At 67.8% G+C, this 22884-nt stretch carries 20 protein-coding genes and 1 tRNA gene; 9 read left to right on the forward strand and 12 right to left on the reverse strand.

Annotated features, from left to right (window positions below; genetic code table 11):
- Positions 1 to 30: 30 nt before the first annotated feature.
- From metG to AC5P78_RS00760, 7 genes are all read right to left on the reverse strand, one after another.
- Positions 31 to 2097 carry a methionine--tRNA ligase gene (metG, locus tag AC5P78_RS00730; RefSeq protein ID WP_043035451.1) on the reverse strand — a complete coding sequence of 689 codons (2067 nt, stop codon included), beginning with the start codon at positions 2095 to 2097 and terminating at the stop codon, positions 31 to 33.
- Between the two features lie 102 nt (positions 2098 to 2199).
- Positions 2200 to 2643, reverse strand: a complete 444-nt coding sequence (locus AC5P78_RS00735; RefSeq protein ID WP_012480941.1) for a DUF2147 domain-containing protein — start codon at positions 2641 to 2643, stop codon at positions 2200 to 2202.
- A gap of 410 nt (positions 2644 to 3053) precedes the next feature.
- On the reverse strand, positions 3054 to 3458 hold the full coding sequence (gene gloA2 / locus AC5P78_RS00740) for an SMU1112c/YaeR family gloxylase I-like metalloprotein (RefSeq protein ID WP_012480940.1): 405 nt from the start codon (positions 3456 to 3458) through the stop codon (positions 3054 to 3056).
- Positions 3455 to 4525 carry a serine hydrolase domain-containing protein gene (locus AC5P78_RS00745; protein ID WP_138970199.1) on the reverse strand — a complete coding sequence of 357 codons (1071 nt, stop codon included), beginning with the start codon at positions 4523 to 4525 and terminating at the stop codon, positions 3455 to 3457. Before AC5P78_RS00745 ends, gloA2 begins: the two co-directional genes overlap by 4 nt.
- Before the next feature lie 16 nt (positions 4526 to 4541).
- The gene (locus AC5P78_RS00750; protein ID WP_005410549.1) at positions 4542 to 6482 is read right to left on the reverse strand and encodes a DUF885 domain-containing protein; all 1941 of its coding nucleotides are present in this window, start codon (positions 6480 to 6482) and stop codon (positions 4542 to 4544) included.
- A gap of 95 nt (positions 6483 to 6577) precedes the next feature.
- Positions 6578 to 7363, reverse strand: a complete 786-nt coding sequence (locus AC5P78_RS00755) for a queuosine precursor transporter (protein WP_138970200.1) — start codon at positions 7361 to 7363, stop codon at positions 6578 to 6580.
- On the reverse strand, positions 7360 to 8055 hold the full coding sequence (locus tag AC5P78_RS00760; RefSeq protein ID WP_005414135.1) for a DUF502 domain-containing protein: 696 nt from the start codon (positions 8053 to 8055) through the stop codon (positions 7360 to 7362). The genes AC5P78_RS00755 and AC5P78_RS00760 overlap by 4 nt, the downstream gene beginning before the upstream one ends.
- Before the next feature lie 76 nt (positions 8056 to 8131).
- Here AC5P78_RS00760 and AC5P78_RS00765 point away from each other — a divergent pair, with 76 nt between their 5' ends.
- Entirely contained in the window at positions 8132 to 9448 is a 1317-nt protein-coding gene (locus tag AC5P78_RS00765; protein WP_012480936.1) for a hypothetical protein, read from the forward strand.
- A 7-nt stretch (positions 9449 to 9455) separates the two neighbouring features.
- On the opposite strand, the gene AC5P78_RS00770 is transcribed toward AC5P78_RS00765, so the two are convergent.
- The 4 genes from AC5P78_RS00770 to trxA all read right to left on the reverse strand — a co-directional run bounded on the left by AC5P78_RS00770 (position 9456) and on the right by trxA (position 14270).
- Complete coding sequence (locus AC5P78_RS00770; protein WP_010482929.1) at positions 9456 to 9908, reverse strand: DUF4442 domain-containing protein; 453 nt, start codon at positions 9906 to 9908, stop codon at positions 9456 to 9458.
- Positions 9909 to 9981: 73 nt separating this feature from the next.
- Entirely contained in the window at positions 9982 to 11607 is a 1626-nt protein-coding gene (locus AC5P78_RS00775) for a CHASE2 domain-containing protein (RefSeq protein ID WP_012480935.1), read from the reverse strand.
- Positions 11604 to 13259, reverse strand: coding sequence for a FecR family protein (locus tag AC5P78_RS00780; protein WP_099524270.1), 1656 nt, complete (start codon positions 13257 to 13259; stop codon positions 11604 to 11606). The genes AC5P78_RS00775 and AC5P78_RS00780 overlap by 4 nt, the downstream gene beginning before the upstream one ends.
- Positions 13260 to 13412: 153 nt before the next feature.
- Entirely contained in the window at positions 13413 to 14270 is an 858-nt protein-coding gene (trxA, locus tag AC5P78_RS00785) for a thioredoxin (protein ID WP_012480933.1), read from the reverse strand.
- A gap of 124 nt (positions 14271 to 14394) precedes the next feature.
- Here trxA and AC5P78_RS00790 point away from each other — a divergent pair, with 124 nt between their 5' ends.
- The 8 genes from AC5P78_RS00790 to AC5P78_RS00825 all read left to right on the forward strand — a co-directional run bounded on the left by AC5P78_RS00790 (position 14395) and on the right by AC5P78_RS00825 (position 21285).
- On the forward strand, positions 14395 to 14997 hold the full coding sequence (locus AC5P78_RS00790; RefSeq protein ID WP_062606135.1) for a DUF998 domain-containing protein: 603 nt from the start codon (positions 14395 to 14397) through the stop codon (positions 14995 to 14997).
- Between the two features lie 105 nt (positions 14998 to 15102).
- Positions 15103 to 17745 (forward strand): leucine--tRNA ligase, encoded by a 2643-nt coding sequence (gene leuS, locus AC5P78_RS00795; RefSeq protein WP_012480931.1) that lies wholly within the window; start codon positions 15103 to 15105, stop codon positions 17743 to 17745.
- 136 nt (positions 17746 to 17881) lie between these two features.
- Entirely contained in the window at positions 17882 to 18466 is a 585-nt protein-coding gene (locus AC5P78_RS00800) for an LPS-assembly lipoprotein LptE (protein ID WP_005410539.1), read from the forward strand.
- Positions 18467 to 18475: 9 nt separating this feature from the next.
- Positions 18476 to 19513 (forward strand): DNA polymerase III subunit delta, encoded by a 1038-nt coding sequence (holA, locus tag AC5P78_RS00805; protein ID WP_005410538.1) that lies wholly within the window; start codon positions 18476 to 18478, stop codon positions 19511 to 19513.
- Positions 19514 to 20182, forward strand: a complete 669-nt coding sequence (gene nadD, locus AC5P78_RS00810; RefSeq protein WP_005410537.1) for a nicotinate-nucleotide adenylyltransferase — start codon at positions 19514 to 19516, stop codon at positions 20180 to 20182. It abuts the gene before it with no gap.
- Between the two features lie 58 nt (positions 20183 to 20240).
- Positions 20241 to 20651, forward strand: a complete 411-nt coding sequence (rsfS, locus tag AC5P78_RS00815; protein ID WP_005410536.1) for a ribosome silencing factor — start codon at positions 20241 to 20243, stop codon at positions 20649 to 20651.
- A gap of 64 nt (positions 20652 to 20715) precedes the next feature.
- Positions 20716 to 21186 carry a 23S rRNA (pseudouridine(1915)-N(3))-methyltransferase RlmH gene (gene rlmH / locus AC5P78_RS00820; protein ID WP_005414126.1) on the forward strand — a complete coding sequence of 157 codons (471 nt, stop codon included), beginning with the start codon at positions 20716 to 20718 and terminating at the stop codon, positions 21184 to 21186.
- Positions 21187 to 21208: 22 nt separating this feature from the next.
- Positions 21209 to 21285: transfer RNA gene (locus tag AC5P78_RS00825), tRNA-Asn, on the forward strand.
- 73 nt (positions 21286 to 21358) lie between these two features.
- Here AC5P78_RS00825 and AC5P78_RS00830 read toward each other — a convergent pair.
- Positions 21359 to 22780, reverse strand: a complete 1422-nt coding sequence (locus AC5P78_RS00830) for a basic amino acid/polyamine antiporter (RefSeq protein WP_099472665.1) — start codon at positions 22778 to 22780, stop codon at positions 21359 to 21361.
- Positions 22781 to 22884: the final 104 nt, after the last annotated feature.

Genomic DNA, 22884 nt, shown 5'->3' on the forward strand with positions numbered 1-22884 from the left:
GCGCGGCCGAGGCCACGCCCGCTGCGGGCATCAGCGGACCGGCATGCCCGGCTGCGCGCCGCTGTCGGCGTCCAGCAACGCCAGCGCACCGCCGTCGAAGCCGGCCGACAGGATCATGCCTTCGCTCAGGCCGAAGCGCATCTTGCGCGGGGCCAGGTTGGCGATGAACACCACGCTGCGGCCGACCAGCTTCTCCGGCTCGCCGTAGCTGCCACGGATACCGGAGAAGATCTGGCGCTTGCCCAGTTCACCTGCATCCAGCTCGAAGCGCAGCAGCTTGTCCGATCCTTCCACGAACTCGCAGACCAGCACCTTGCCGATGCGCAGGTCGAGCTTGGCGAAATCGTCGATGCCGATGTAGGCCGGCGCGTCGGCGCTCTTTGCTTCGTCCTTGGCCGGGGCCGGGGCGGCCGGCTTGGCGGCGGGGGCAGCGGCAGCCGCCGGCTGCAGGGTGTCCTTGGAGGCGTCGATCATGGCGTCAATCTTCTTCGGGTCGATACGGGTGAACAGCGGGGTGTAGTCGGTGATGCGGTGGCCCAGCAGCGGCTGTGCCAGTTCGGTCCAGTCGTTCACCGGCGCGGCCAGGAAGGCTTCGGCCTGCGCGGCGGTGGCCGGCAGCACCGGCTTCAGGGCGGTGACCAGCACGCGGAACAGGTTCAGGCCCTGGCTGCATACGGCCTGCAGTTGCGCATCGGCGCCTTCCTGCTTGGCGATGACCCACGGCTTGACGTCGTCGATGTAGCGGTTGGCTTCGTCGGCCAGGGTCATGGTCAGGCGGATCGCCGCGGCCGGGTCGTTGCGCTCGTAGGCTTCACGGATCGGCGCCAGGCCATCGACGAAGCGCTGGTACTGCGCCGCATCGGGCAGCTGCGCGGCCAGCTGCCCGTCGAAGCGCTTGCTGATGAAGCCGGCGCAGCGGCTGGCCAGGTTGACGAACTTGCCGACCAGGTCGGCGTTGACGCGGGCGATGAAGTCACCCAGGTTCAGGTCGAGATCGTCGACGCCACCGCCGGACTTGGCGGCGTAGTAGTAGCGCAGCGCTTCCGGCTCCAGGCCGACATCGAGGAAGGTACGCGCCATCACGAAGGTGCCGCGCGACTTGCTCATCTTGGCGCCGTCCACGGTCAGGTAGCCGTTGACGTGCAGGCGGGTCGGCGCGCGGTGACCGGTGCCGTGCAGCACCGCCGGCCAGAACAGGCCGTGGAAGTTGACGATGTCCTTGCCGATGAAGTGGTGCAGCTCGGTGCTGGTACCGGCGCGCAGGTGCGCTTCGAAGTCCTCGCCGATCCTGCCGCACAGGGTCTGGAAGCTGGACAGGTAGCCGATCGGCGCGTCCAGCCAGACGTAGAAGTACTTGCCCGGCTGGCCGGGAATCTGGAAGCCGAAGTACGGCGCATCGCGCGAGATGTCCCACGCGCGCAGGCCACCTTCGGCGTTGAGCCACTCGCCGAGCTTGGCCTTCACGCCCGGCAGGGCGACGTCGCCGGCCAGCCATTCGCGCAGGAACGCGTCGAAGTGGCCCACCTCGAAGAAGAAGTGCTCCGAATCGCGCATTTCCGGCGTGGCACCGGAGATGACCGAACGCGGTTCCTTCAGATCGGTCGGCGCATAGGTAGCGCCGCACACTTCGCAGTTGTCGCCGTATTGGTCGGGGCTGCCGCAGTTCGGGCAGATGCCCTTGACGTAGCGGTCGGGCAGGAACATGCCCTTGGCCGGGTCGTAGAACTGCGCCACCGAACGGCGGCTGATGTGGCCGGCCGCTTCCAGCTTCAGGTAGAACTGCTCGGTCAGCGCCTTGTTGGCCGCCGAATTGGTCGAGTCGTAGTGGTCGAAGGCCACGCCGAAGGCGGCGAAGTCACGTTCGTGGCTGGCCTGGATGTTGGCGATGAAGGTTTCCGGGGTGACCCCGGCCTTTTCCGCGGCCAGCATGATCGGCGTGCCATGGGTATCGTCGGCGCAGACGAACCAGGCCTTGCCGCCACTCATTCGCCGCGCACGCACCCAGATGTCGGCCTGGATGTAGCCGACCAGGTGGCCCAGGTGCAGCGGGCCGTTGGCGTAGGGCAGGGCGGTGGTGACGAGCGCGGTACGGGTCATGGTCGCGGGGTGAAGCCGAGGGGAACCGCAGAGTATCGCATGCCCGCAACGAGGTGACCCGGCCGGGGCCGGGTCACCGGGATGAAGTGAGGCCAGGGGCGCTTATTCGCGCTGCCAGGTCTGCGCGCGGCAGATGAAGGCGATGCAGCCGGACACGTCCAGCCTGGTGCCGCCGGGCTGCAGTTCCATCTTCGACTTGTAGGTCTTGCCGTTGGCCGGGTCGAGGATGGTGCCACCGGACCACTTGTTGGCGCCGTCGGCCTTCAGGTTCCAGAGGATGGTCATGCCCTTCACCGGCTTGTTCCTGTTGGCGCCTTCACAGCCGTCACAGACCGGGTTGGGGCCCTTGTCCGAGTGCAGGATGTCGACCACCTTGCCGGTCAGGGTGCCGTTGGCGGCCTGGGTGATCTCGACGATCGACTTCACCTTGCCGGTCTTGTCGTCGATGGTCTTCCAGCGGCCGGCGGCGCCGTCGGCGGCCTGGGCCGAGAGCGCGGCCAGGCACAGCGGCAGTGCCAGCAACAGGGTCTTGAAGGTGTTGCGCATGGTCCCCTCCCAGGGTTCATTCCGGCACGGTGCCGGTACGGGTCGACTGTATACCCATTCGGCGGGGTATGGGGAAGAGGGGCGTTGCAGGGCTGCGCCCTGCACCTGCGGTAGTGCCGGCCGCTGGCCGGCAACCTCAAAAGCAAAGGCAGCTATCCGTGGGATGGCGGGGCGGTGTGGGTGGGCAGGACACGCCGTAAACCCATCCATGGGGGCTCGATGGCGCCATCCATGGCGCCAACGGTCCTGCCCACCCACACCGCCCCACCTCTGACAGATTTCTGCGGCTGTGGGTAGGTGTCGACCTTGGTCGACACGGTAGATCCATGCCATGCGTGAATGAGGTTTTGGTTGCGGCGATGGGGTCAGATCCCTTTTCCGTCGGAAAAGGGATCTGACCCCCGGGGACGTCAACCGACTTCGTACAACTCCAGCGGCAGGTCGTCGGGGTCGGCGAAGAAGGTGAAGCGGCGGCCGGTGTACTCGTCCACGCGGATCGGTTCGCAGACCACGCCATGTGCAGCCAGGCGCTGGATGAACGGTTCCAGCGTGGCCACGCGGAACGCGAGGTGGCGCAGACCCTGGGCCTCCGGGCGGCTGGGACGGGGCGGCGGCGAGGGGAAGGAGAACAGTTCCAGCTGGCCGCCGTCGGGCAGGGCCAGATCGAGCTTCCAGGAATCGCGTGCGGCGCGGTGGTTCTCGGCCAGCACGCGCAGGCCGAGGATGCGCACGTAGAAGTCCTTCGAGCGTGGGTAGTCGCTGCAGATCAGTGCGGCGTGGTGGATGCCCAGCAGGGCGTCGGAACCGGGGGTCATTGCAGGGTGTCCAGCCAGCGCTGGGCGATCTTCTGCGCCAGCGGATAGGGTTCGGGGTCGTTGCGGTTGGTCAGCACGATCACGGTCAGGTGCTTCTCCGGGTGGCGCACGATCACGTTGCGGAAGCCGATGCTCTCGCCGCTGTGCCATTGCACCGGACCATTCAGCCGCCAGCCGAAGCCGTAATGCGGCACGTCCGGTTCCGATGTGGTCGTGGCCGGGCTGAACATCGCGCGGCGCGAAACCTTCGACAGCAGGCGGTCGTCGTACAGCGCGGCATCCCAGCGGGCGAGATCGTCCAGCGAGGAGTAGATCCCGCCGTCTCCCAGTACGGCGCTGGTAGTGCTCTGGTCGGTGCGCTGCCAGCGGCCATCGATCCGGCTGTAGCCATAGGCGCGTGCGGCGACCGTGTCCACGCCGTCCTGGTGGGCCACGGTATGCGTCATGCCCAGCGGGCGGAAGATGCGTTGTTGCAGGAAGGCGGCGAAATCCTGGCCGGATGCGCGGCCCACGATCAGTGCCAGCAGTGCATAGCCGCTGTTGCTGTAGCGGTACTGCGTGCCCGGCGCGAAGTTCAGCCGGTCCTGGCGCGACAGCAGGGCCAGCACATCGGCATCGTGTACCTGCCGCGAGTCTGCCGGGTCCATCAGGTCTTCGTAGTCGAGCAGGCCGCTGGTATGCGAGAGCAGGTGGCGGAGGGTGATGCCCGCTGCAGCCGGTGGCAGCTCGGGCAGCCACTGCCGGGCCGGCTGGTCCAGCCCGAGCCGGCCGTCTTCCACCAGCAGCAGCACCGCCGCAGCGGTGAACTGCTTGCTGACCGAGGCCAGCCGGAAGTTGCTGGCGGCTGTGACCGGGGTGCCGTCTTCGACCACCGCAAGGCCGTAGCCACGGCGGAACACCGGCTGCCCGTCATGCAGCACCAGCACTGCGGCGCCGGGCACCTGGCCATCGTAGGCCTGCATCAGGCCGTCGATACCGGCATCCGGTGGGGTCAGCACCGGTGCGGCGTCGCCCGCCAGAGGCAGCAGGCCCAGCACGGCGGCGAACAGGGCGACGGCAGGGCGCATGGTGGCTCCGGAAGCGTCAGGGCGAAGGTGTGGGCGCAGCGCTGGCCGGCTGTGCCATCCAGCGCTCCATCTTGCGGTCCAGCACGTCCAGAGGCATCGAGCCGTCTTTCAGCAGTTCTGCATGGAAGCGGCGCAGATCGAAGGCTGCGCCCTGGCGTGCCTTGGCCTTGTCGCGCAGGGCAACGATGGTGGTCAGGCCGGCGACGTTCGACAGTGCCTGGCCGGGCTGGGCCATGATCCGCTCGACTTCGGCGTTGGCGTCATCGCTGCTCATGTCCACCGTCTTCTGCAGGTAGGCCACGGCCTGCTGCTTGCTCCAGCCCTGTGCATTGACGCCGGTGTCGGCGACGACGCGCGCGGCGCGCAACAGGCGTGAGTACAGGTAGCCGATACGGTCGTAGGGATCGGTGTAGACGCCGAGGTCTTCACCCAGCGTTTCGGCGTACAGGCCCCAGCCTTCGACGAACGCAAGATCGCCACCGAGGCGACGGAAGCGTGGCAGCTTGGCCAGCTCCTGCTGCAGGCCCAGTTGCACGTGATGGCCGGGAATCGCTTCATGCAGGTACTGCACCGGCACGCTCCAGCGCTTGCGGCTGGGCAGGTCGCGGGTGTTGATGTACAGCACGCCGGGCTGCCCAGGCGGCGACGGCTGGTAGGCGGCAGCGGCGGCGGTCAGCGCCCGTTCCGGTTCCACCGCGCGTACTTCCAGCGCGGACTTCGGCAGCGTATCGAGCACCTGCGGCAGGCGCGCGTTGACCTGCTGCTGCACCTGGCGGTAGCGGCTGATCAGTGCATTGGCATCGCTGTACTGGAACTGGCGATCGTTGCGCATGCTGCGCAGCAGCTTTGCCGGCGTGCCACGCAGCTTGGCGTCCTTCATCACCGTGGCGATCTGTGCCTGCAGTTCCTGCACGCGTTGCTCGCCCAGCGCGTGCAGCTGCGTGGCGGTCTGGTCGCTGGCGGTGGTCTGCACGATCAGGTTGGCGTACCAGGCCTGGCCGTCGGGCAGCGCGCCCATGCCGCTGCTGGCGCGCGTGGCCGGCAGGTACTCGGTGGCGATGAAGCCGCGCAGGGCGCGGTAGGCGGGCATGATGCGCAGTTCGATCATGCGCTTGTACTCGGCACTGATGCGCGCCTTGTCTTCGGCCGCAATCGTGTTCGGCATGGTGCGGATCGGCGACCAGAAGATGCTCTCTTCAGCGGTCGGCTTGATCACCGCATCCAGCTGCGGCAGCACCTTCTCCATCAGGTCGCGCGGCTGCACCACGCCGGCCTTCATGCCCTGGCGCATGTTGTCGATGGCCTGGTCGAACAGTTCGGGAATGCCGAGCGAGCGGCGCGACCAGGTGTCATAGTCCTGCACGGTGTTGAACGGCTGCGCGCCCGCGCCGGAGCCGAGGATCGCCATGATGCTGCCGATGTTGTAGTACTGGCTGATCGGCATCATCCAGCTCGGGTAGCGCTCGGCAGCCAGCGAGGCGCGCGCGTCACGTACGAAGATCTCGTAACTGAGCAGGTCCTGGCCCTGCAGGCCATCGCTGCCGAGTTTTTCGACCTTGCCCAGCCACTGCGTGGTGAAGTCGTGCGACTGCTGGCGCCAGGCGGCGGACAGGATGTTGGGCAGCTGGTCGTTGTAGCGCGGTTCGCCCTGGAACGTGGCCTGCAGCGGGTTCAACCGCATCGAGGCATCCCAGTACTCGTCGTACAGCCGTTCCAGCTGCACCTGCTTGGGCACGGCACGGGCCGGTGCGACCGGACGCGGCGCAGCGCGGCGCGCCGAACTGCCACGGGCCGGTGCGGTGGCACGGGCGGGCCTGGCCTTGGGCTTGGCGGCCTGGCGGGTCTGCGCAGCGGCAGGGCGGCTGGCCTTCTTCTTCGCTGCTTCGGCCGACGGCACGGCACTGAACAGGAACAACGCGGCAATGGCAGCGGCCAGGACGCGGGGGGAATACGGCATCAAGAAGCTTCCGTGGAACACAGATCGTGGAGCTTGCACGATCCGCGCGCGTACGGCCAGCGTGAAGACGCAGTCAGCTTGGCGGCGCTGGGGCTTCAGTCAGCCGCAGCGGCGGCGCGCAGTGCCGCCGCGCGATCGGCGCCCAGATAGCGGGTGATGGCACGCCGCATCAGGTACAGCAACGGAATCAGGGCGACCGCAAAGCCCATCTTGTACACGTAGTTGACGCTGGCGATCGCAAGGAACAGCGAGGTCGGCCAGTGTTGCGGGCCCAGCACAAAGGCGATCCAGATCACCACGAAGCTGTCCACCACCTGCGAGATCGCAGTTGATCCGGTCGCACGCAGCCACACGTGGCGTTCGCCGGTGGCCTGGCGGATGCGGTGGAACACCGCCACGTCGATCAGCTGGCCGAGCAGGAAGGCCACCAGCGAACCGGCGATGGTCCACATGCCCTGGCCGAACACGGCTGCGAACGCGGCCTGGTAGTCGGGCACACCATGGTCATCCATCGACGTGACCCACCAGCTGGCCGGCGCCAGCGAAATGGCCGCGAAGGCGAACAGGAAACCGTAGCCGATCAGCACCACCGCCAGCCACGAGATGAAGCGCACGCCGCGCTTGCCGAAAAACTCGTTGATGGTGTCGGTCATGATGAACACCACCGGCCACAGCAGGGTACCGGCGGTGAAGCTGAGCGAGCCGGTCTGGCCGAACAGGTTCCAGTTCAGCGGGGCGATGCCCAGCGTGTCTTCCAGCGCGAAGATCTTCACCCCGATCAGCTCGGCCAGCACCGCATTGCCGCAGAAGAACGCGGCCAGCACGATGAACAGCAGGACCGCGCGGTCCTGCAGCGGGCGCTCGATCGGCGCCGGGGTCATTCGGTGCGTTCGCCGGTGCGTTCGCCGGCGCGGGTGAACGGCACGCTGGACGGTGCGACGGCGCCGCCGGAAATGATGAAGCTCATGGCCTGGTCGACGGTCCAGTCAGTCGGGGTCAGCAGTTCCACCGGCACGATTTCCAGGTAGCCCGAGGTCGGGTTCGGCGTGGTCGGTACATACACCGCGGCCAGCTCACGGTCGGTGCCGTGTTCCTTGATCACGCGGGTGACCAGTCCGACCGATTTCATGTCGCGGTGCGGGAAGTCGATCAGCACCACGCGCTGGGTGCTGCCCGGTTCGGTCTGCAGCATGTCCAGCAGCTTCTTTGCGCTGTCGTAGATGATGCTGGCCAGCGGAATGCGCTTGATGACCGCGCCCACCCAGCGCAGCAGGCGCTGGCCGAGCACGCGGCGGCTGGCCACGCCCACCGCCAGGATCACCAGCAGGGTGGCCAGCAGGGCGATGGTGTCCTGGATCCATTCGGCGCGGACCCAGCCGAGGTAGTGCGGGAAGCTTGTCGCGATCTGCTCGGACAGCGGTACCACCAGCGGGCTGGAAATGCCCGACAGCAACACGAACACGAACTTGACCACGACCCAGGTCAGCCAGATCGGCAGCAGGGTCAGCAGGCCGGTCAGGAACAGGCGCTGCAGGGAGGGGCGGGGGACCAGGGCGGGGGCTTCGAGCGACATGTGCGCATTGTAGCGGTCACTGCCGGTCGATTACGCTGGTGGATCGACTGCGGCAACGAGCCATGGAAGGGAAGCTGTGTTGAAGATTCTGCGCGGACTGGGCTGGACCCTGGCGGGCCTGCTGCTGTTGACCATCGTGGTGTGGTGCGCCTCACGCATGTGGCCGGTGCCGGAATCGCGGTTGCAGGCGCAGCACCGGCTGGAAGCGCGGCTGCCGGCGAGCGGGCGCAACGGTTATGCCCTGTTGTGGACGCTGCCGTTCGACGATCTGGATGCCCGCCAGCGCGAGCAGGCGTTGGCCGAGGACGTGCGCCGTTGGGAGGCCGACCTGCTGGGCAGCAGCGGCGGCCAGACACACCTGGTGGCCAACCATGCCGAGCTGCGCTCGCGGCCCGGTGCCAGTTGCGGGCCGGCCGCCCGCGGCTGCCTCGCCCAGGTCCGCGCGGACCCGCAACGCTTCGTGGAGGCCCATGCCGGGCACCAGCAGTTGCACGCGCGGCTTGATCAGCTCGCCGAAGCAGACTACTTCGTATCGCCGTTCCAGCCGAAGGGCGAGGGCATCCTGGTGCCGATGCCGACCTACGGGCTGGTGGTCGATGCCACCAGCGCACGTGCGCTGGCGTTCGTACAGGGTGACATCGACGGTGCCCTGCGCGGCAGCTGCCGGGGAGTGCAGCTGGGCCGGCGGCTGGTGCCCGGTGGCAGCTATCTGGTCGAAAGCATCATCGGCGCCAGCCTGGTACAGGCCAACGCGCAGCTGCTGGCCGACATGCTGGTCGAACTGCCTGCCGATCACCCGCTGCCGGCCGAATGCGAACAGGCCATGCAGCCGATGCGGGCCGACGAGCAGAGCCTGTGCCGTGCGATGCAGGGCGAGTATGCGATGAACCGGGTGGCGATCGAGACCTCGGCGCGGGAATTCGGCGGCGCGCTGGTACTGGACCGCAGCAGCACCCTGGCCCGTGCGGCCGGCAATCTCGGTTGGGCCTGTGGCGCGACGGCGACCGCTGCGCTGGAGGCGGACCGTCCGTTGCCGGCACCGGCGCCGCCGCAGCGTGACTTTGGTTGCCTGTCGAACGTCATGGGTTGCCTGTTGACCGACATTGCGGGTCCGGTCTATCCGGCCTATTCGTCGCGCACCCAGGACGCCGCGGCGATGCTGCGCCTGCTGGGTGCACAGCGCTGGCTGCGGCAGCAGCCGGGGGATCCGGTGGATGCCCTGCAGCGGTTGCCGGCACAGTTCGCCTCGCCGGTGCGGGTGCCGCGCTTGTCGGCGGATGGCCGCCATCTGCAGGTGCCGCGCCGCTCGCCGTCCCGCAGCAACGACGAAAGCCCGTGGCTGTCGGTGCCGCTGCAGGCGGAGCCAGCTTCGACTGCGTTGGCGCGCGATTGAGGCGCGCTCAGCGCGCGTGCGGCTTCAGGCGCAGGTACACCTGCTTGCGGACCTGTGCGACCACTTCGCCGCTTTCATCGATCACGTCGTTGCTGAACCAGCGCAGCACCTTCTCGCCACTGGCCGCTTCGGCGCGCAGTTCATCCAGCAGCGCGTCGTCGATGCGGAACGACGTCCGCACGATGCCACGGCCCGGCTTGAGGAAGTCGATGGCGCCGGCGCGGTCCCACACGTAGTAGTCGCGGCCGAGGATGTGCAGCAGGCCGAGCATCCAGAACGGATCGGTCATCGCGAACAGGCTGCCGCCGAAGTGGGTGCCGACGTAGTTGCGGTTCCATGGCCGCAGGCGCAGCTCGACATCAATCTGCCGGTAGTCGGGGGTGATGCGGGTGACGTGGATGCCGGTGAACAGGAAGGGCGGCCAGAGGTTGATGCCGAAGCGGAACAGACGGGCGTTCATGCGGATCCGGGGGCGCTGGGCGAGGTGTCCAGTCTAACCATTCGCATGCGTATGTTGCACCCGGTGGCACCGGTCACGCGCCGCCGTCCATCACATACCCGTCGCGTCCATTCGCTTTGGCCTGGTACAGCGCGGTGTCGGCCCCTTCGACGAAATGATGCGGTTGCAGCTCGCCTTCCGGTACCCGGGTAAACACGCCGATGGTGAGCGTCACCCGATCGTCGCTGCCGTCACCGTGTACCGGCAACGCACGTACGCAGTCGATCAGGTCCTGGATGACAAGCCGCGCGCCTTCGGCCGGGGTATCGGGCAGTACCAGTGCGAATTCATCGCCACCGTAACGCGCGGCCATGTCGCGCGGCCGCCGCGCATGCGCGCCGATCAACCGGGCGACGTCCCGCAGCACGCGGTCGCCGACCTGGTGGCCATGGCGGTCGTTGTGGCGCTTGAAGTGGTCGACGTCGATCAGCGCCAGGCTCAGCGGCTTGCCGTTGCGTCGTGCGGCGTCGCATTCCTGCTGCAACGCCTGTTCGAAACGCAGGCGATTGCCAAGGCCGGTCAGTGCGTCGCGGTTGGCCTGCCGGTGCCAGGCCGAAATCCGCCAGGTCGCCCAGGCCAGCAGGACCAGCAGGACGCCCAGCAGGGCGGTGGCTGGCGCCCACCAGAGGTTGCTGGTGCGCAACAGCAACCAGCTCAGCAGAGGGGCAAGCGGCAGCGAACACAGCGCCGCCAGCCACGGCAGGCGCAGGCCGAGCAGGATCACACACAGCGCCACCAGCACCGCGCTGATGGTGTGCTGCCAGAAGCGGGGCAGCACCTCGATCTGCTTGTGCTGCAGCAGCATCGAGGCGATGTTGGCCTGGTACTCGCTGCCGCTCATCCAGAACTCGCGGGTGGTCGGGGTCAGCAGGCGCGGTGCGATGCCGCTGGCGGTCATGCCGACGATGATGCGGCGGCCATGCAGCATCGCCATGTCCACGTGGCCATCGAGTACGTCTGCGTAGGAAACCTGCGGCAACTGCTCGGGAGGTCCGGCATAGCGCACCCGCACGTAGTCGTTGCGCCGCCATTGATAAGGCGAGCCCACCTCGGGATCAGGGTCGGGCAGTCCGCGCACCGCGCCCGCAGGCAGGCCGGTCAGGGCCAGCCCGAGCGCCGGCCAATGCGCCTTGCCGATGCCCGCATGCAGGTAGATGCCGCGGGCGACGCCGTCGCTGTCCACCTCAACGTCGGTGTGGCCGATGGCGGCGGCACTGGCCGCGATCTGCGGAACCGGCAGCATTTCCTCGGCCATGCGATCACCGGCTGCCGGTGCGGCCAGCACCGGCAGCACCACCCGGCCATTGCGACGGATGGCCGCGGCCAGCGCCTCATCCTGGCGGCTGTCGCGGCGGTCCGGCTCGGACAGCATCAGATCCAGCGCGACCCGTTCGGCACCGGCATCGGTCAGGCGATCCAGCAACCGGGCGTGGACCGAGCGCGGCCACGGCCATTGGCCGATGCGTTGCAGGCTGCCTTCGTCGATGGCCACGATCAGCACGCTCGGGTCGGGTCGATAGTCCCAGTTGCCGACCATCGCGTCGTAGGTGGCCTCGTCCTGCCGCCACAGCCATTGGCCCTGGCTGGCGACGAGGGTCAGTATCCCGGCCAGCATGGCCAGCAGGATCCGCTTCGACCACGGCAGCGGCGAACGCCTCACAACAGCAGCCACAGCAGCAGGGCACCGCCGCCGGTGCCATAGCAGAGGCGACACGGCAGGGCGATCTTCTGGGCAGGCGAGAACTCGCCGGCATGGCCGTCATCGTCGATGTACTGCACGCGCACATGCAGGGTGCCGCGCCACGGACGCTTGAAGCTGACCTGCGGTTCGGCCACGGTTTCGTCGACCAGGGGTGCCTTGAAGTCGCCGCGGCGGTCGACCTGCACGCGATAGCGCTGGCCTTCGCTGCCGGCCTGCCAACGCAGGGTCAGCTCACCGTGCGCGGCCTCGGGCGGTTGCAGCGCAGGATCCACCGGCTCGTTGCTCAGTTGCAGTGGCAGGGCCTGGCCATAGCGCCCCTGGTGCCCATTGGCGCTGCGGGAGGCGATCCGCCAGAAGTAGTGACCCGGCGGCAATGGCTGCGCCAGGCGCAGGTCGGTGCCGGTGCTGGTCTGTTCCTGCAGTGGCTGTACGAAGGTGGAATCAGCCGCGATCTGCAGCACGCTGCTGCGCGCACCGGGGGCTTGGCTCCAGCGGAAACGCGGGCGGTCGCTGTTGATTGTCTGTCCATGCAGCGGGGCCAGGGTCAGCGGCGGTGGAGGCTGGTCGCTGAGTTCGAAGTCGGCACTGGCGTCGATGCCTTCCACACCCTGCGCATCGACCGCGCGCAGCAGGATGCGCAGCTGGCCCGGCGGCAGATCGCCGATGGCCAGGCGGGTATCGGGGGTGGTGGCAGCGAACAGCAGGATCTCCGGCGTGGCTGCCTCCACCACTTCAACGCGGTAATGCGCGGCGCCGGCGACCGGAGTCCATGCCAGCAGCGTCGGCAACGGGGCCAGGCGCAGTTCATCGTTGCGCAGCTGCGGTGCCGGCAGCAGTACGGAGACTGTGTCCGGAGCGGCGTCTGCGCTGGCGCTGCGGGTGGCCTGTCCGGGCTGGACCATGCGCTGGCCATGGGCGTTGCCGACCTGCACCTTGCCCTGCAGGACCTCGGTGGCCGCGACATCACGACCGTCGCCGGCACTGACCCGGAAGACGGTGCCGCGCACGCTGCTGGTGGCGGTGGGCGCATCGATGATGTAGCGCGATGCCGGGCCGCGCGCGGGCGTCACCCGATTGCTGGCGCGGCCCTGCTGCAGGCGCAGGCGGGTGTCGACCATGCCGGTGTGGCCATAGCGGCTGAGCTGGTCCAGGCGCAGGCGCGAGTACTCACGCAGCTGCAGGCGCGACGCATCGGCAAATTCCAGCGTGACGCTGGATTCGCCCTCGGTCTGTACGGTGTCTCCGATATGCAGCTGCTCGCCGGCCTGGATGGCGCGGCTGGCGCTGCCGTCTCCACTGGACAGTTCGACCTTGCCGCGGACCGAGAGCACCCGCGCCGGTGCCGGTTCGATGCGCAGCCAGCTGATGGGGAAACGCAGCAGCTGGCCGGGCGGCAGCCGGTAGGGATTGTCGATTCGGTTGTGCTGCTGGAGCTGTTGCCAGCGCACCGAGGGTTTCAGATACACGCCACCCAGATCCCACAGGGTGTCGCCGGGGCGGACCCGGTAGTTCCAGTCCTGCGCGGCGGCGATGGCCGGCAGCAGAAGCAGGGCACAGAGCAGGGCGCCCTGGAAGCGCATGGCAAACAACAGCGAGCGGACGAAGGTCACAGTTTTGCAATCCCGGCAATGCGGGGGTGCAGCTGCAAGACCCCATGGCCCCGACCTCATCCCCCCGAACGGATCGTGGCGGCCCTACGGCCGCCATCGTGCGCATTATTGCCCGCGTCCAGTGCAGGGATTCTGAACGAACCCGGCTTCCGTTCAGAACAGCAGGGAGGCCATCCTGCGGCGGTACTGGCCGACCAGGTCCTCGTCGGAGATCACATTGAAGGCATCGATCAGCGCCTTGCGCGGCAGGCCTTCCTCGAAACTCCGGTCGATCCGCAGCATGTCCAGGAACTGCGCCAGCGCGGCTTCGTCATGGCCGCCGAGCAGCAGCTGCACGCCGCGCAGGTGGCGGGCCTTGAGGTCATTGCCGTTGGCGGCGATGCGCGCGTCCAGCACCTCGGCGGCCGGGGCGTCCTTCAGGGCAGCGGCAAAGGACAACCGGGCGCGGGCGCGCACGGCGCGGTCGTCGGTGGCCAGGTTGGCGGGCAGGCCGTCGATCAGCGTACCGGCTTCGTCCACGCCGCCGATCTGCAGCAGGGCCAGGGCCAGGTCGAGCTTCAGCTCGTCCTTGTCCGGCTCGGCGGCGATCTGCGCACGCAGTACATCCACCTGTGCCTGCGGATCCAACGGCGCTTCGTCGTCGGCGGCGGTGTCACCGACGTCGGCCGGCACGATGCCGTGCTGGGCCAGGAACTCACGCAGCTGGCCTTCCGGGATGGCGCCGGGGAAGCCGTCCACCAGCTGGCCGCCCTTGACCAGGAACACGGTCGGCACCGAGCGGATCTGGAAGGCGGCGGCGATCTGCTGTTCCTTGTCGACATCGACCTTGGCCAGCTCAAAGGCGCCGTTGTATTCGGCGGCCAGCTTTTCCAGCATCGGCCCCAGGGTCTTGCAGGGGCCGCACCACGTGGCCCAGAAGTCGACCAGCACCGGCGTCTGCAGCGACTTCTGCAGGACTTCGGCCTCGAAGGTCGCAGTGGTGGCGTCGAATACGTAGGTCGTCTCGGTCATGGGGGAGGCATCGATTGGCATCTGGAGACCGATTCTATGGTGACGATCGATGCCAGTCTCAACCCGGACTGCGGCAAATGCCCGACAATGCGTCGTTCCCGCCGCCGTTGCTCCTGGAGCCTGCATGACCTCCCCGTCTTCCCTGTTGCGTCTGTCCGGCCCCGCCGCCGCACTGCTGTTCGTGCTGGCGGTGCTGGGCTTCGGCACCGGCCTGGAAGGTTATGCACAGGCGCGGCACCCGGTGGCCCTGCTGGGCGCACACGGCGTGCCGCACGCGTTGGCCTTCAATCTGCTGGGCTTCGTACTGCCGGGCCTGTTGGCGGTGGTCGTGGCCGAGTGCCTGCGCCGACAGCTGCCGGCCAGTGCTGGCTGGGCGCCGCGGGTGGGCAGCCAGATGCTGTTGCTGGGCGGACTGGCCTTCACCGCGATGGGCTTGATGCCGCTGGATGTGGACGATCTGCACGGGCCGGCCAGCCAGCTGCACGCCAGTGCCTGGATGATCTGGGTGCTGGGCTTCGTCGCCGGCACCCTGTTGCTGGGCATCTCGCAGCTGCGCCAGACGCACGGGCGCGCCTTGGGCGGGGTGGCGATCGCCTGTGGCGTGCTGGCGGCGCTGGCTGCCTTTGCGCTGCAGGGCGTGCTGCCGGCGCCGCTGGCACAACGGCTTGCATTCGCCTGCTGGGCGGTCTGGCTGGCGCTGGCCCTGCCTCTGTCGCGACCGCGCTGAGACCGGCTCCGGGCGCTGGCGGGGCCGGCGGTCGGCGGGCAGGATTGGAGACGTTTGCCGCACTGCGGTACGCTGTACCGCTTTGCCGCCGCATCCGCGTGTTCCATGACCAGCGCTGAAACCAACGCCTACGACCCGCAGCAGGTTGAATCCGCCGCCCAGAAGTACTGGGACGCCACCCGTGCCTTCGAAGTCGACGAGACTTCGGACAAGCCGAAGTACTACTGCCTGTCGATGCTTCCGTACCCGTCCGGTGCGCTGCACATGGGCCACGTGCGCAATTACACCATCGGCGACGTGATCAGCCGCTACAAGCGCATGACCGGCCACAACGTGCTGCAGCCGATGGGCTGGGACGCGTTCGGCCTGCCGGCGGAGAACGCGGCAATCAAGAACAAGACCGCACCGGCGGCCTGGACCTACAAGAACATCGAGCACATGCGTGGCCAGTTCAAGGCCATGGGCTATGCGGTGGACTGGTCGCGCGAATTCGCCACCTGCCGCCCGGACTACTATGTACACGAACAGCGCATGTTCACGCGCCTGATGCGCAAGGGCCTGGCCTACCGCCGCAATGCGGTGGTGAACTGGGATCCGGTCGACCAGACCGTGCTGGCCAACGAGCAGGTCATCGATGGCCGTGGTTGGCGTTCCGGTGCGCTGGTCGAGAAGCGCGAGATCCCGCAGTGGTTCCTGCGCATCACCGATTACGCCCAGGAACTGCTGGACGGCCTGGATGAACTGGACGGCTGGCCGGATTCGGTCAAGACCATGCAGCGCAACTGGATCGGCCGCTCCGAAGGCCTGGAAATCCAGTTCGACGTGCGTGATGTCGACGGCACTGCGCTGGATCCGCTGCGCGTGTTCACCACCCGTCCGGATACCGTGATGGGCGTGACCTTCGTGTCGATCGCCGCCGAACATCCGCTGGCCCTGCATGCGGCGAAGAACAACCCGGAACTGGCTGCGCTGCTGTCGGAAATGAAGCAGGGTGGCGTGTCCGAGGCCGAGCTGGAAACCCAGGAAAAGCGCGGCATGGACACCGGCCTGCGTGCCATCCATCCGGTCACCGGCGAAAAGGTGCCGGTGTGGGTCGCCAACTTCGTGCTGATGGGCTACGGCACCGGTGCGGTGATGGCTGTTCCGGGCCACGACCAGCGCGACAATGAAGTGGCCAACAAGTACGGCCTGCCGATCAAGCAGGTGATCGCGCTGAAGGATCCGCGCAACGACGACGAGCGCACCTGGGATGGTGCCCGCTGGCAGGACTGGTACAGCGACAAGAACCGTGCCTTCGAGCTGGTCAACTCGGCCGAATTCGATGGGCTGGATTTCCAGGGCGCCTTCGAAGCCCTGGCCGAACGCTTCGAGCGCAAGGCCCAGGGCCAGCGCCGCGTCAACTATCGCCTGCGCGACTGGGGCGTGAGCCGCCAGCGCTACTGGGGTTGCCCGATTCCGGTGATCTACTGCGACAAGTGCGGTGCGGTGCCGGTGCCGGAAGAGCAGCTGCCGGTGGTGCTGCCGGAGGACGTGGCGTTCTCGGGGACTGGTTCGCCGATCAAGACTGATCCGGAATGGCGCAAGACCACCTGCCCGGAATGCGGCGGCGCGGCCGAGCGCGAGACCGACACCTTCGACACCTTCATGGAGTCGAGCTGGTACTACGCCCGCTACACCTCGCCGGGTGCCCGAGATGCGGTCGACAAGCGCGGCAATTACTGGTTGCCGGTCGACCAGTACATCGGCGGCATCGAGCACGCGATCCTGCACCTGATGTATTTCCGCTTCTACCACAAGCTGCTGCGCGACGCGCGGATGGTGGACAGCAACGAACCGGCACGCAACCTGCTGTGCCAGGGCATGGTGATCGCCGAGACCTACTACCGCCCGAACCCGGACGGCTCGAAGGACTGGATCAATCCGGCCGATGTAGAAGTGCAGCGCGACGAGCGCGGCCGCATCACTGGCGCCACGCTGATCGCCGACGGCCAGCCGGTGGTGGTCGGTGGCACTGAAAAGATGTCCAAGTCGAAGAACAACGGCGTGGACCCGCAGGCGATGGTCGACAAGTACGGTGCCGACACCGTGCGCCTGTTCTCGATGTTCGCCGCCCCGCCGGAACAGTCGCTGGAGTGGAACGAAGCCGGCGTGGACGGTATGGCGCGCTTCCTGCGCCGCCTGTGGGCCCAGGTGCAGAAGCACGCCGCCGACGGTGCCGCCCCGGCGCTGGACGTGGCCGCGCTGGACGCCAACCAGAAGGCACTGCGTCGCAAGACCCACGAGACCATCGGCAAGGTCGGTGACGACTATGGCCGTCGCCACAGCTTCAATACCGCCATCGCGGCGGTGATGGAACTGATGAACGCGCTGGCCAAGTTCGAGGACGGCAGCGAGCAGGGCCGTGCGGTGCGCCAGGAAGCGCTGCAGGCCATCGTGCTGCTGCTGAACCCGATCACCCCGCATGCCAGCCACGCCCTGTGGCAGGTGCTGGGCCATGGCGAGACGCTGCTGGAAGACCAGCCGTTCCCGCAGGCCGACGCCGGTGCGCTGGTGCGCGACGCGCTGACCCTGGCCGTGCAGGTCAACGGCAAGCTGCGTGGCACCATCGAGGTGGCCGCCGATGCTGCACGCGAGCAGGTCGAAGCACTGGCTCTGGCCGAGCCGAATGCGGCCAAGTTCATGGAAGGCCTGACCGTGCGCAAGATCATCATCGTGCCGGGCAAGATCGTGAACATCGTCGCTGCCTGATGCATCCTGGGCCGGTCACCCACGCGGTGGCCGGTACCTTCCCGGTGCGGGGCCATGCACTTGATGGCCCTGCATTCACGCGGCTTCGGGCAGGCTGTGTGTTGCCGTGATCGCCCGGCTCCGCCAGACTGTCTCCATGACCCGAATCCTGCTTGCCCTCGTTCTTGTCCTCGGCCTTGCCGGCTGCGGTTTCCATCTGCGCAACAAGCTGATGCTGCCGACCGACACGGCGCCGGTGAAGGTGGTCTCCACCGCGCCATACAGCGAACTGGTCAAGCTGCTCAATCGCAGCCTGCTGGCTTCCGGTGCCAAGCTGGCCGACGAGGACAGCAAGGGGCCCAGTACCCAGCTCCAGGTGCTGTCCGAACGCTGGGGCGACCTGCCGATCGCCATCGACTCGCAGGGCCGTGCGCAGGAGTACAGCCTGCGCTATGCGGTGATCTTCATCTTCCGTCGCGAGGATGGCAGCGAGCTGGTGCCGCAGCAGGTGATCGAACTGTCGCGCGACTACGTTTCGCCGCCGACCGACGCCACCGGTACCACCACCGAACGCGAAATCCTGGCCGATGAGCTGCGACGGGAAATGTCCGCGTCGATCATCCGCCGCATCGACAGCGTGGTGCGCGCCGAGATCGAGAAGGGCGGCAGCCTGACGGCGCCGAAGGCCAAGCCGATCGAAGGGGCGGAGCCGGCCGAGCCGGTTCCCGCAGCCAAGCACTGAGTCGCGACGATGGAACTGCGTCCGGAGCAGCTGGCCAGCCAGGGCGCTGACACCCCGCTGGCGCCGGTCTACCTGATTGCCGGCCCGGAAACCCTGCGCGTGCTTGAGGCGGCCGACGCCATCCGTGCACGCGCACGCGCCGCCGGCATCGCCGAGCGGGAAGTGTTCGACGCCGATGGGCGTGATTTCGACTGGAACCAGCTCGACGCCAGCTTCAACGCGCCCAGCCTGTTCAGTGCCCGCCGCCTGGTCGAGGTGCGCCTGCCCAGCGGCAAGCCGGGCAAGGACGGGGCCGAGGTGATCAGCCAGTTCTGCGCCAACCCGGCGCCGGACGTGGTGCTGATGATTACCGCCAACGAATGGAGCAAGGCCCACCAGGGCAAGTGGGCCGAGGCAGTCAATCGCATCGGCGTGCTGTCGGTGGCGTGGGCGATCAAGCCGCACGAACTGCCGGACTGGATCGAGCGCCGCCTGCGTGGCAAGGGCCTGCGTGCCGATCCGGCCGCCGTGCAGCGCCTGGCCGAGCGGGTCGAGGGCAACCTGCTGGCCGCTGCGCAGGAAATCGACAAGCTGGCGTTGCTGGCCGACGGCCAGCCGCTGGACGTGGAACGGATGGAATCGCTGGTGGCCGACGCCGCCCGCTATGACGTTTTCCGGCTGCTGGAAGCCACGTTCTCCGGCCAGCCGCCGGCGGTGCTGCGCATGCTGGCGGGCCTGCGCGGCGAAGGCGAGGCAGTGGCCGCACTGATGCCAATGGTGATCCGCGAGCTGTTGGCTGGTGCCGGCCTGGCCCGGGTACAGGCGCGTGGCGGCAATCTGGCCGCCGAAATGAAATCGCGCGGCATCTGGGAATCGCGGCAAGCGCCCTACAAGCGTGCGCTGCAGCGGCACCCCGAGGGCAAGCGCTGGGAGCGTTTCGTGGCCGAGGCCGGACTGGTCGACCGCATCGCCAAGGGGCGCGCCGACGGTGATGCCTGGCTGGCGCTGGAGCGCCTGCTGGTGGCCGTGGCCGAACCGCGTGCCGTGCGCCTGCTGGCGCGGGCCTGAATGATGAGCCTGCGGATCTATTACGGGGGCACCTTCGATCCGGTGCACCTCGGGCACCTCGCCATCGCGCGTGCTGCCCGTGACGAACTGCAGGTCGCTGTGCGCATGCTGCCGGCGGCTGATCCGCCGCATCGCGCGGTGCCGGGCGCAACCGCTGACCAGCGCTTCACCATGCTCTCGCTGGCCATCGGCGATGAGCCTGGCCTGCTGCTGGACCATCGTGAACTGGACCGCGCCATACGCTTTCCCGGCCGCCCGTCCTACACCGTCGACACCCTGCGCGAACTGCGCGGCGAGCTGGGCCCCAGCCGGCCATTGGCCTGGCTGGTCGGGGCCGACAGCCTGCTGGGCCTGACCCGCTGGCATGAATGGGAGGCACTGTTCGGGCTGGCCCATTTCGTGGTGGCCGAGCGCCCGGGCAGCCCCCTTCAGGCCTCGGTGGATGGCGAACTTGGCCGCGCCCTGGAAGGCCGCTGGGCCGACAACGAGCAGGCCCTGTTCGCCAGTCCGGCCGGGCGCATCCTGCGCCTGCATCATCCGCTGCGCGAGGAATCGGCCAGTGCCGTGCGTGCGCAGATCGCCGCCGGCGGCCCCTGGCGGGCGTTGCTGCCGCCGGCCGTGGCCGACTATGTGGCCGCCCATGGCCTGTACCGCTCCCCTACGCCGTGAATGCCGCCGCCCCGGCTTGCCCGTATAATCGCCCCCACGTTTATCGAGTCGATCCACTTTGAGCAACCAGACCCAGCCCCAGACCATCAAGGTCGATCTGCCCAGCCCGCCGCCGTCCGTGCCGGAACTGCTGGCCAGCGTCCGCCAAGCCACCGAAGACCTGAAGGCCAAGGACCTGGTCGAGATCGATGTGCGCGGCCGGTCCAGCGTTGCCGACTACATGATCGTCGTTTCGGGCACCTCGACCCGCCACGTCAAGTCGATCGCCGATGAAGTCGTGCGCTTTGCCAAGAATCTCGACGTGATGCCGCTGGGTGTTGAAGGCGAGCGCGAAGCCGAGTGGGTGCTGGTCGACCTGGGCGACGTGATCGTGCATGTGATGCTGCCGCGCGTGCGTGAGTTCTATGCCCTGGAGCGCCTGTGGACCGTTGGCGACCAGCCGCCGTCCAGCGACGACGAAGTGGCCTGAGCCGCACGTTGATGCATCCCTTCGACGGCGCCGATGGCGCCGTCGACGTTTTGGAGGACCGTTGATGAAAGCCCGCCTGATTGCTACCGGCGAACGCGCACCCAGCTGGGTGGCGCAGGGCTTCGCCGAGTACCAGAAGCGGCTGTCGCACTGGCTGCCGTTCGATCTGGTGGAAATCGAGCCCGGCCTGCGCGGCAAGGGCCGCGATGCGCGCCGCGCCACCGAAGACGAAGGCAGGCGCGTGATCGCCGCACTGCCGAAGAATGCCTATGTGGTGGCGCTGGATGTGCCGGGCCGCCAGCTCAGTTCCGAACAGCTGGCGCAGCGGCTGGAGCATTGGCGTGGGCAGGGCAGGGACCTTGCCTTCCTGATCGGTGGCCCGGAAGGGCATTCGCCGGAAGTTTCCGCGCTGGCCGACGAAAAGTGGTCGATTGGACCATTGACGCTGCCGCACATGCTGGTACGCCTGGTGGTGGCCGAGCAGTTGTACCGGGCCGCCGCAATGATTGCGAATCACCCCTACCATCGCGCGTGAAGAGTGGTTATACTAGTCGTCTGCCCGAATAGCTCAGCCGGTTAGAGCACTTGACTGTTAATCAGGGGGTCGTTGGTTCGAGTCCAACTTCGGGCGCCACCTTGAAGAGACCTGCATCGCAAGATGCAGGTCTTTTTTTTGCGTTGTTGTAGAGCCGAGCCCGCGCTCGACTCTACAGTGCCAGCTCACCTCTGGAGAACGCCACCAGCGTAGCGATGGCCACCACCAGAATGGCGCCGAACAACACCCATTCCCAACGCGTGAATACCTGCTCACCGCGTTGCAGCCGGGTCAGTGCGAACACCACCACGCCGGGCACATACAGCAGCACCGACAGCAGCAGGTTGTCGAGGCCTCCTGCATACACCAGCCACAACGCGTAGGCACTGGCCAGCAGCGCCACAGCGAAGTCACGCCAGCGCACGCCCGGTTCACCCGCATAGGCGTCCCCGCGCCACGCCAGCTGCACGCCGAACGCGGTGGACAGGAAGTAGGGCACCAGGCTCATCGAGGCCGCCAGCAGCACCAGGCCCGTGTAGCTGCCGGAGTTGACCAGCACCAGCAGCAGGAACAGCTGGATCAAGCCATTGCTCAGCCACAGCGCGTTGGCGGGCACGGCGCGCGCATTCTCGCGTCCCAGGAAGGCCGGCATGGTGCCGTCGCCTGCAGCGGCGTACAGCACTTCGGCACACAGCAGCACCCAGGCCAGCAGCGCGCCGAGTACCGAAATGATCGAGCCGACGATGATCACCGTCGCGCCCCACTCGCCAACGATGGCGCGCAGCACATAAGCCATCGACGGATTGGGCAACCCCGCCAGTTCGGCCTGCGACAGCACGCCCATCGACAGCAGGCTGACCAGCACCAGCAGCAGCCAGACGCCGAGGAAGCCGATCACCGTGGCGCGGCCGACATCGGCGCGACGGGCCGCGCGCCGCGAGTAGATGCTGGCGCCTTCGATGCCGATGAATACCCACACGGTCACCAGCATCATGCCGCGCAGCTGCTGGCCGAGGTCGCCGAGCGCGGGCGCGCCCAGGAAATCGGCACGGAACACATCCATGCGGAAGGCGCCGGCGGCCAGGATCAGGAACAGCGTGATAGGCAGCAGCTTGGCCACCGTCACCAGCCCGTTGACGATGGCGGCGGTGCGCAGGCCGCGCAGCACCAGCAGGTGCACGGTCCAGAGAAGTAGCGACGAAGCGGCCACGGCGGCCGGGGTATTGCCTTCACCGAAGACCGGCATGAAGTGGCCGAGACCACTGAAGATCAGCACGAAGAAGCTGGCGTTGCCGAGCACCGAGGCAACCCAGTAGCCCCACGCAGCGGAGAAGCCGATGTAGTTGCCGAAGCCTTCGCGCGCGTATGCGTAGATGCCGGTATCGAGATCCGGCCGGCGGTTGGCCAGGGCCTGGAACACGAAGGCCAGCATCAGCATGCCGGCGCCGCTGACCGCCCAGCCGAGCAGCGCCGCCGCCGGACCGGCGCTGTGCGCTACGTTCTGCGGCAATGAAAAGATGCCGGCACCGACCATCGAGCCGACCACCAGTGCGGTCAACGCGGGCAGCCCGAGGCGTTGTGATGTCACGGCCATGATGTCCCCTGCGGCGCTGATGCCGCTGACCCACGGTAGCGGTGTGCCCGTGAACATGCACGCAAGGGGCCGCAACGACGAAGGCCCGGGCAGATGCCCGGGCC

It is taken from the genome of Stenotrophomonas sp. YJH_SMC_133 (assembly GCF_059370655.1).

Bases quoted from the DNA above. Each gene is read 5' to 3' on its own strand.
- AC5P78_RS00790 (WP_062606135.1), top strand. From the start codon at position 14,395: ATGACCTCCCCGTCTTCCCTGTTGCGTCTGTCCGGCCCCGCCGCCGCA.
- AC5P78_RS00745 (WP_138970199.1), bottom strand. From the start codon at position 4,525: ATGCGCCCTGCCGTCGCCCTGTTCGCCGCCGTGCTGGGCCTGCTGCCT.
- leuS (WP_012480931.1), top strand. From the start codon at position 15,103: ATGACCAGCGCTGAAACCAACGCCTACGACCCGCAGCAGGTTGAATCC.
- AC5P78_RS00760 (WP_005414135.1), bottom strand. From the start codon at position 8,055: ATGTCGCTCGAAGCCCCCGCCCTGGTCCCCCGCCCCTCCCTGCAGCGC.
- AC5P78_RS00750 (WP_005410549.1), bottom strand. From the start codon at position 6,482: ATGCCGTATTCCCCCCGCGTCCTGGCCGCTGCCATTGCCGCGTTGTTC.
- AC5P78_RS00755 (WP_138970200.1), bottom strand. From the start codon at position 7,363: ATGACCCCGGCGCCGATCGAGCGCCCGCTGCAGGACCGCGCGGTCCTG.
- nadD (WP_005410537.1), top strand. From the start codon at position 19,514: ATGATGAGCCTGCGGATCTATTACGGGGGCACCTTCGATCCGGTGCAC.
- gloA2 (WP_012480940.1), bottom strand. From the start codon at position 3,458: ATGACCCCCGGTTCCGACGCCCTGCTGGGCATCCACCACGCCGCACTG.
- trxA (WP_012480933.1), bottom strand. From the start codon at position 14,270: ATGACCGAGACGACCTACGTATTCGACGCCACCACTGCGACCTTCGAG.
- AC5P78_RS00800 (WP_005410539.1), top strand. From the start codon at position 17,882: ATGACCCGAATCCTGCTTGCCCTCGTTCTTGTCCTCGGCCTTGCCGGC.
- holA (WP_005410538.1), top strand. From the start codon at position 18,476: ATGGAACTGCGTCCGGAGCAGCTGGCCAGCCAGGGCGCTGACACCCCG.
- metG (WP_043035451.1), bottom strand. From the start codon at position 2,097: ATGACCCGTACCGCGCTCGTCACCACCGCCCTGCCCTACGCCAACGGC.
- AC5P78_RS00770 (WP_010482929.1), bottom strand. From the start codon at position 9,908: ATGAACGCCCGTCTGTTCCGCTTCGGCATCAACCTCTGGCCGCCCTTC.
- AC5P78_RS00830 (WP_099472665.1), bottom strand. From the start codon at position 22,780: ATGGCCGTGACATCACAACGCCTCGGGCTGCCCGCGTTGACCGCACTG.
- rlmH (WP_005414126.1), top strand. From the start codon at position 20,716: ATGAAAGCCCGCCTGATTGCTACCGGCGAACGCGCACCCAGCTGGGTG.
- AC5P78_RS00735 (WP_012480941.1), bottom strand. From the start codon at position 2,643: ATGCGCAACACCTTCAAGACCCTGTTGCTGGCACTGCCGCTGTGCCTG.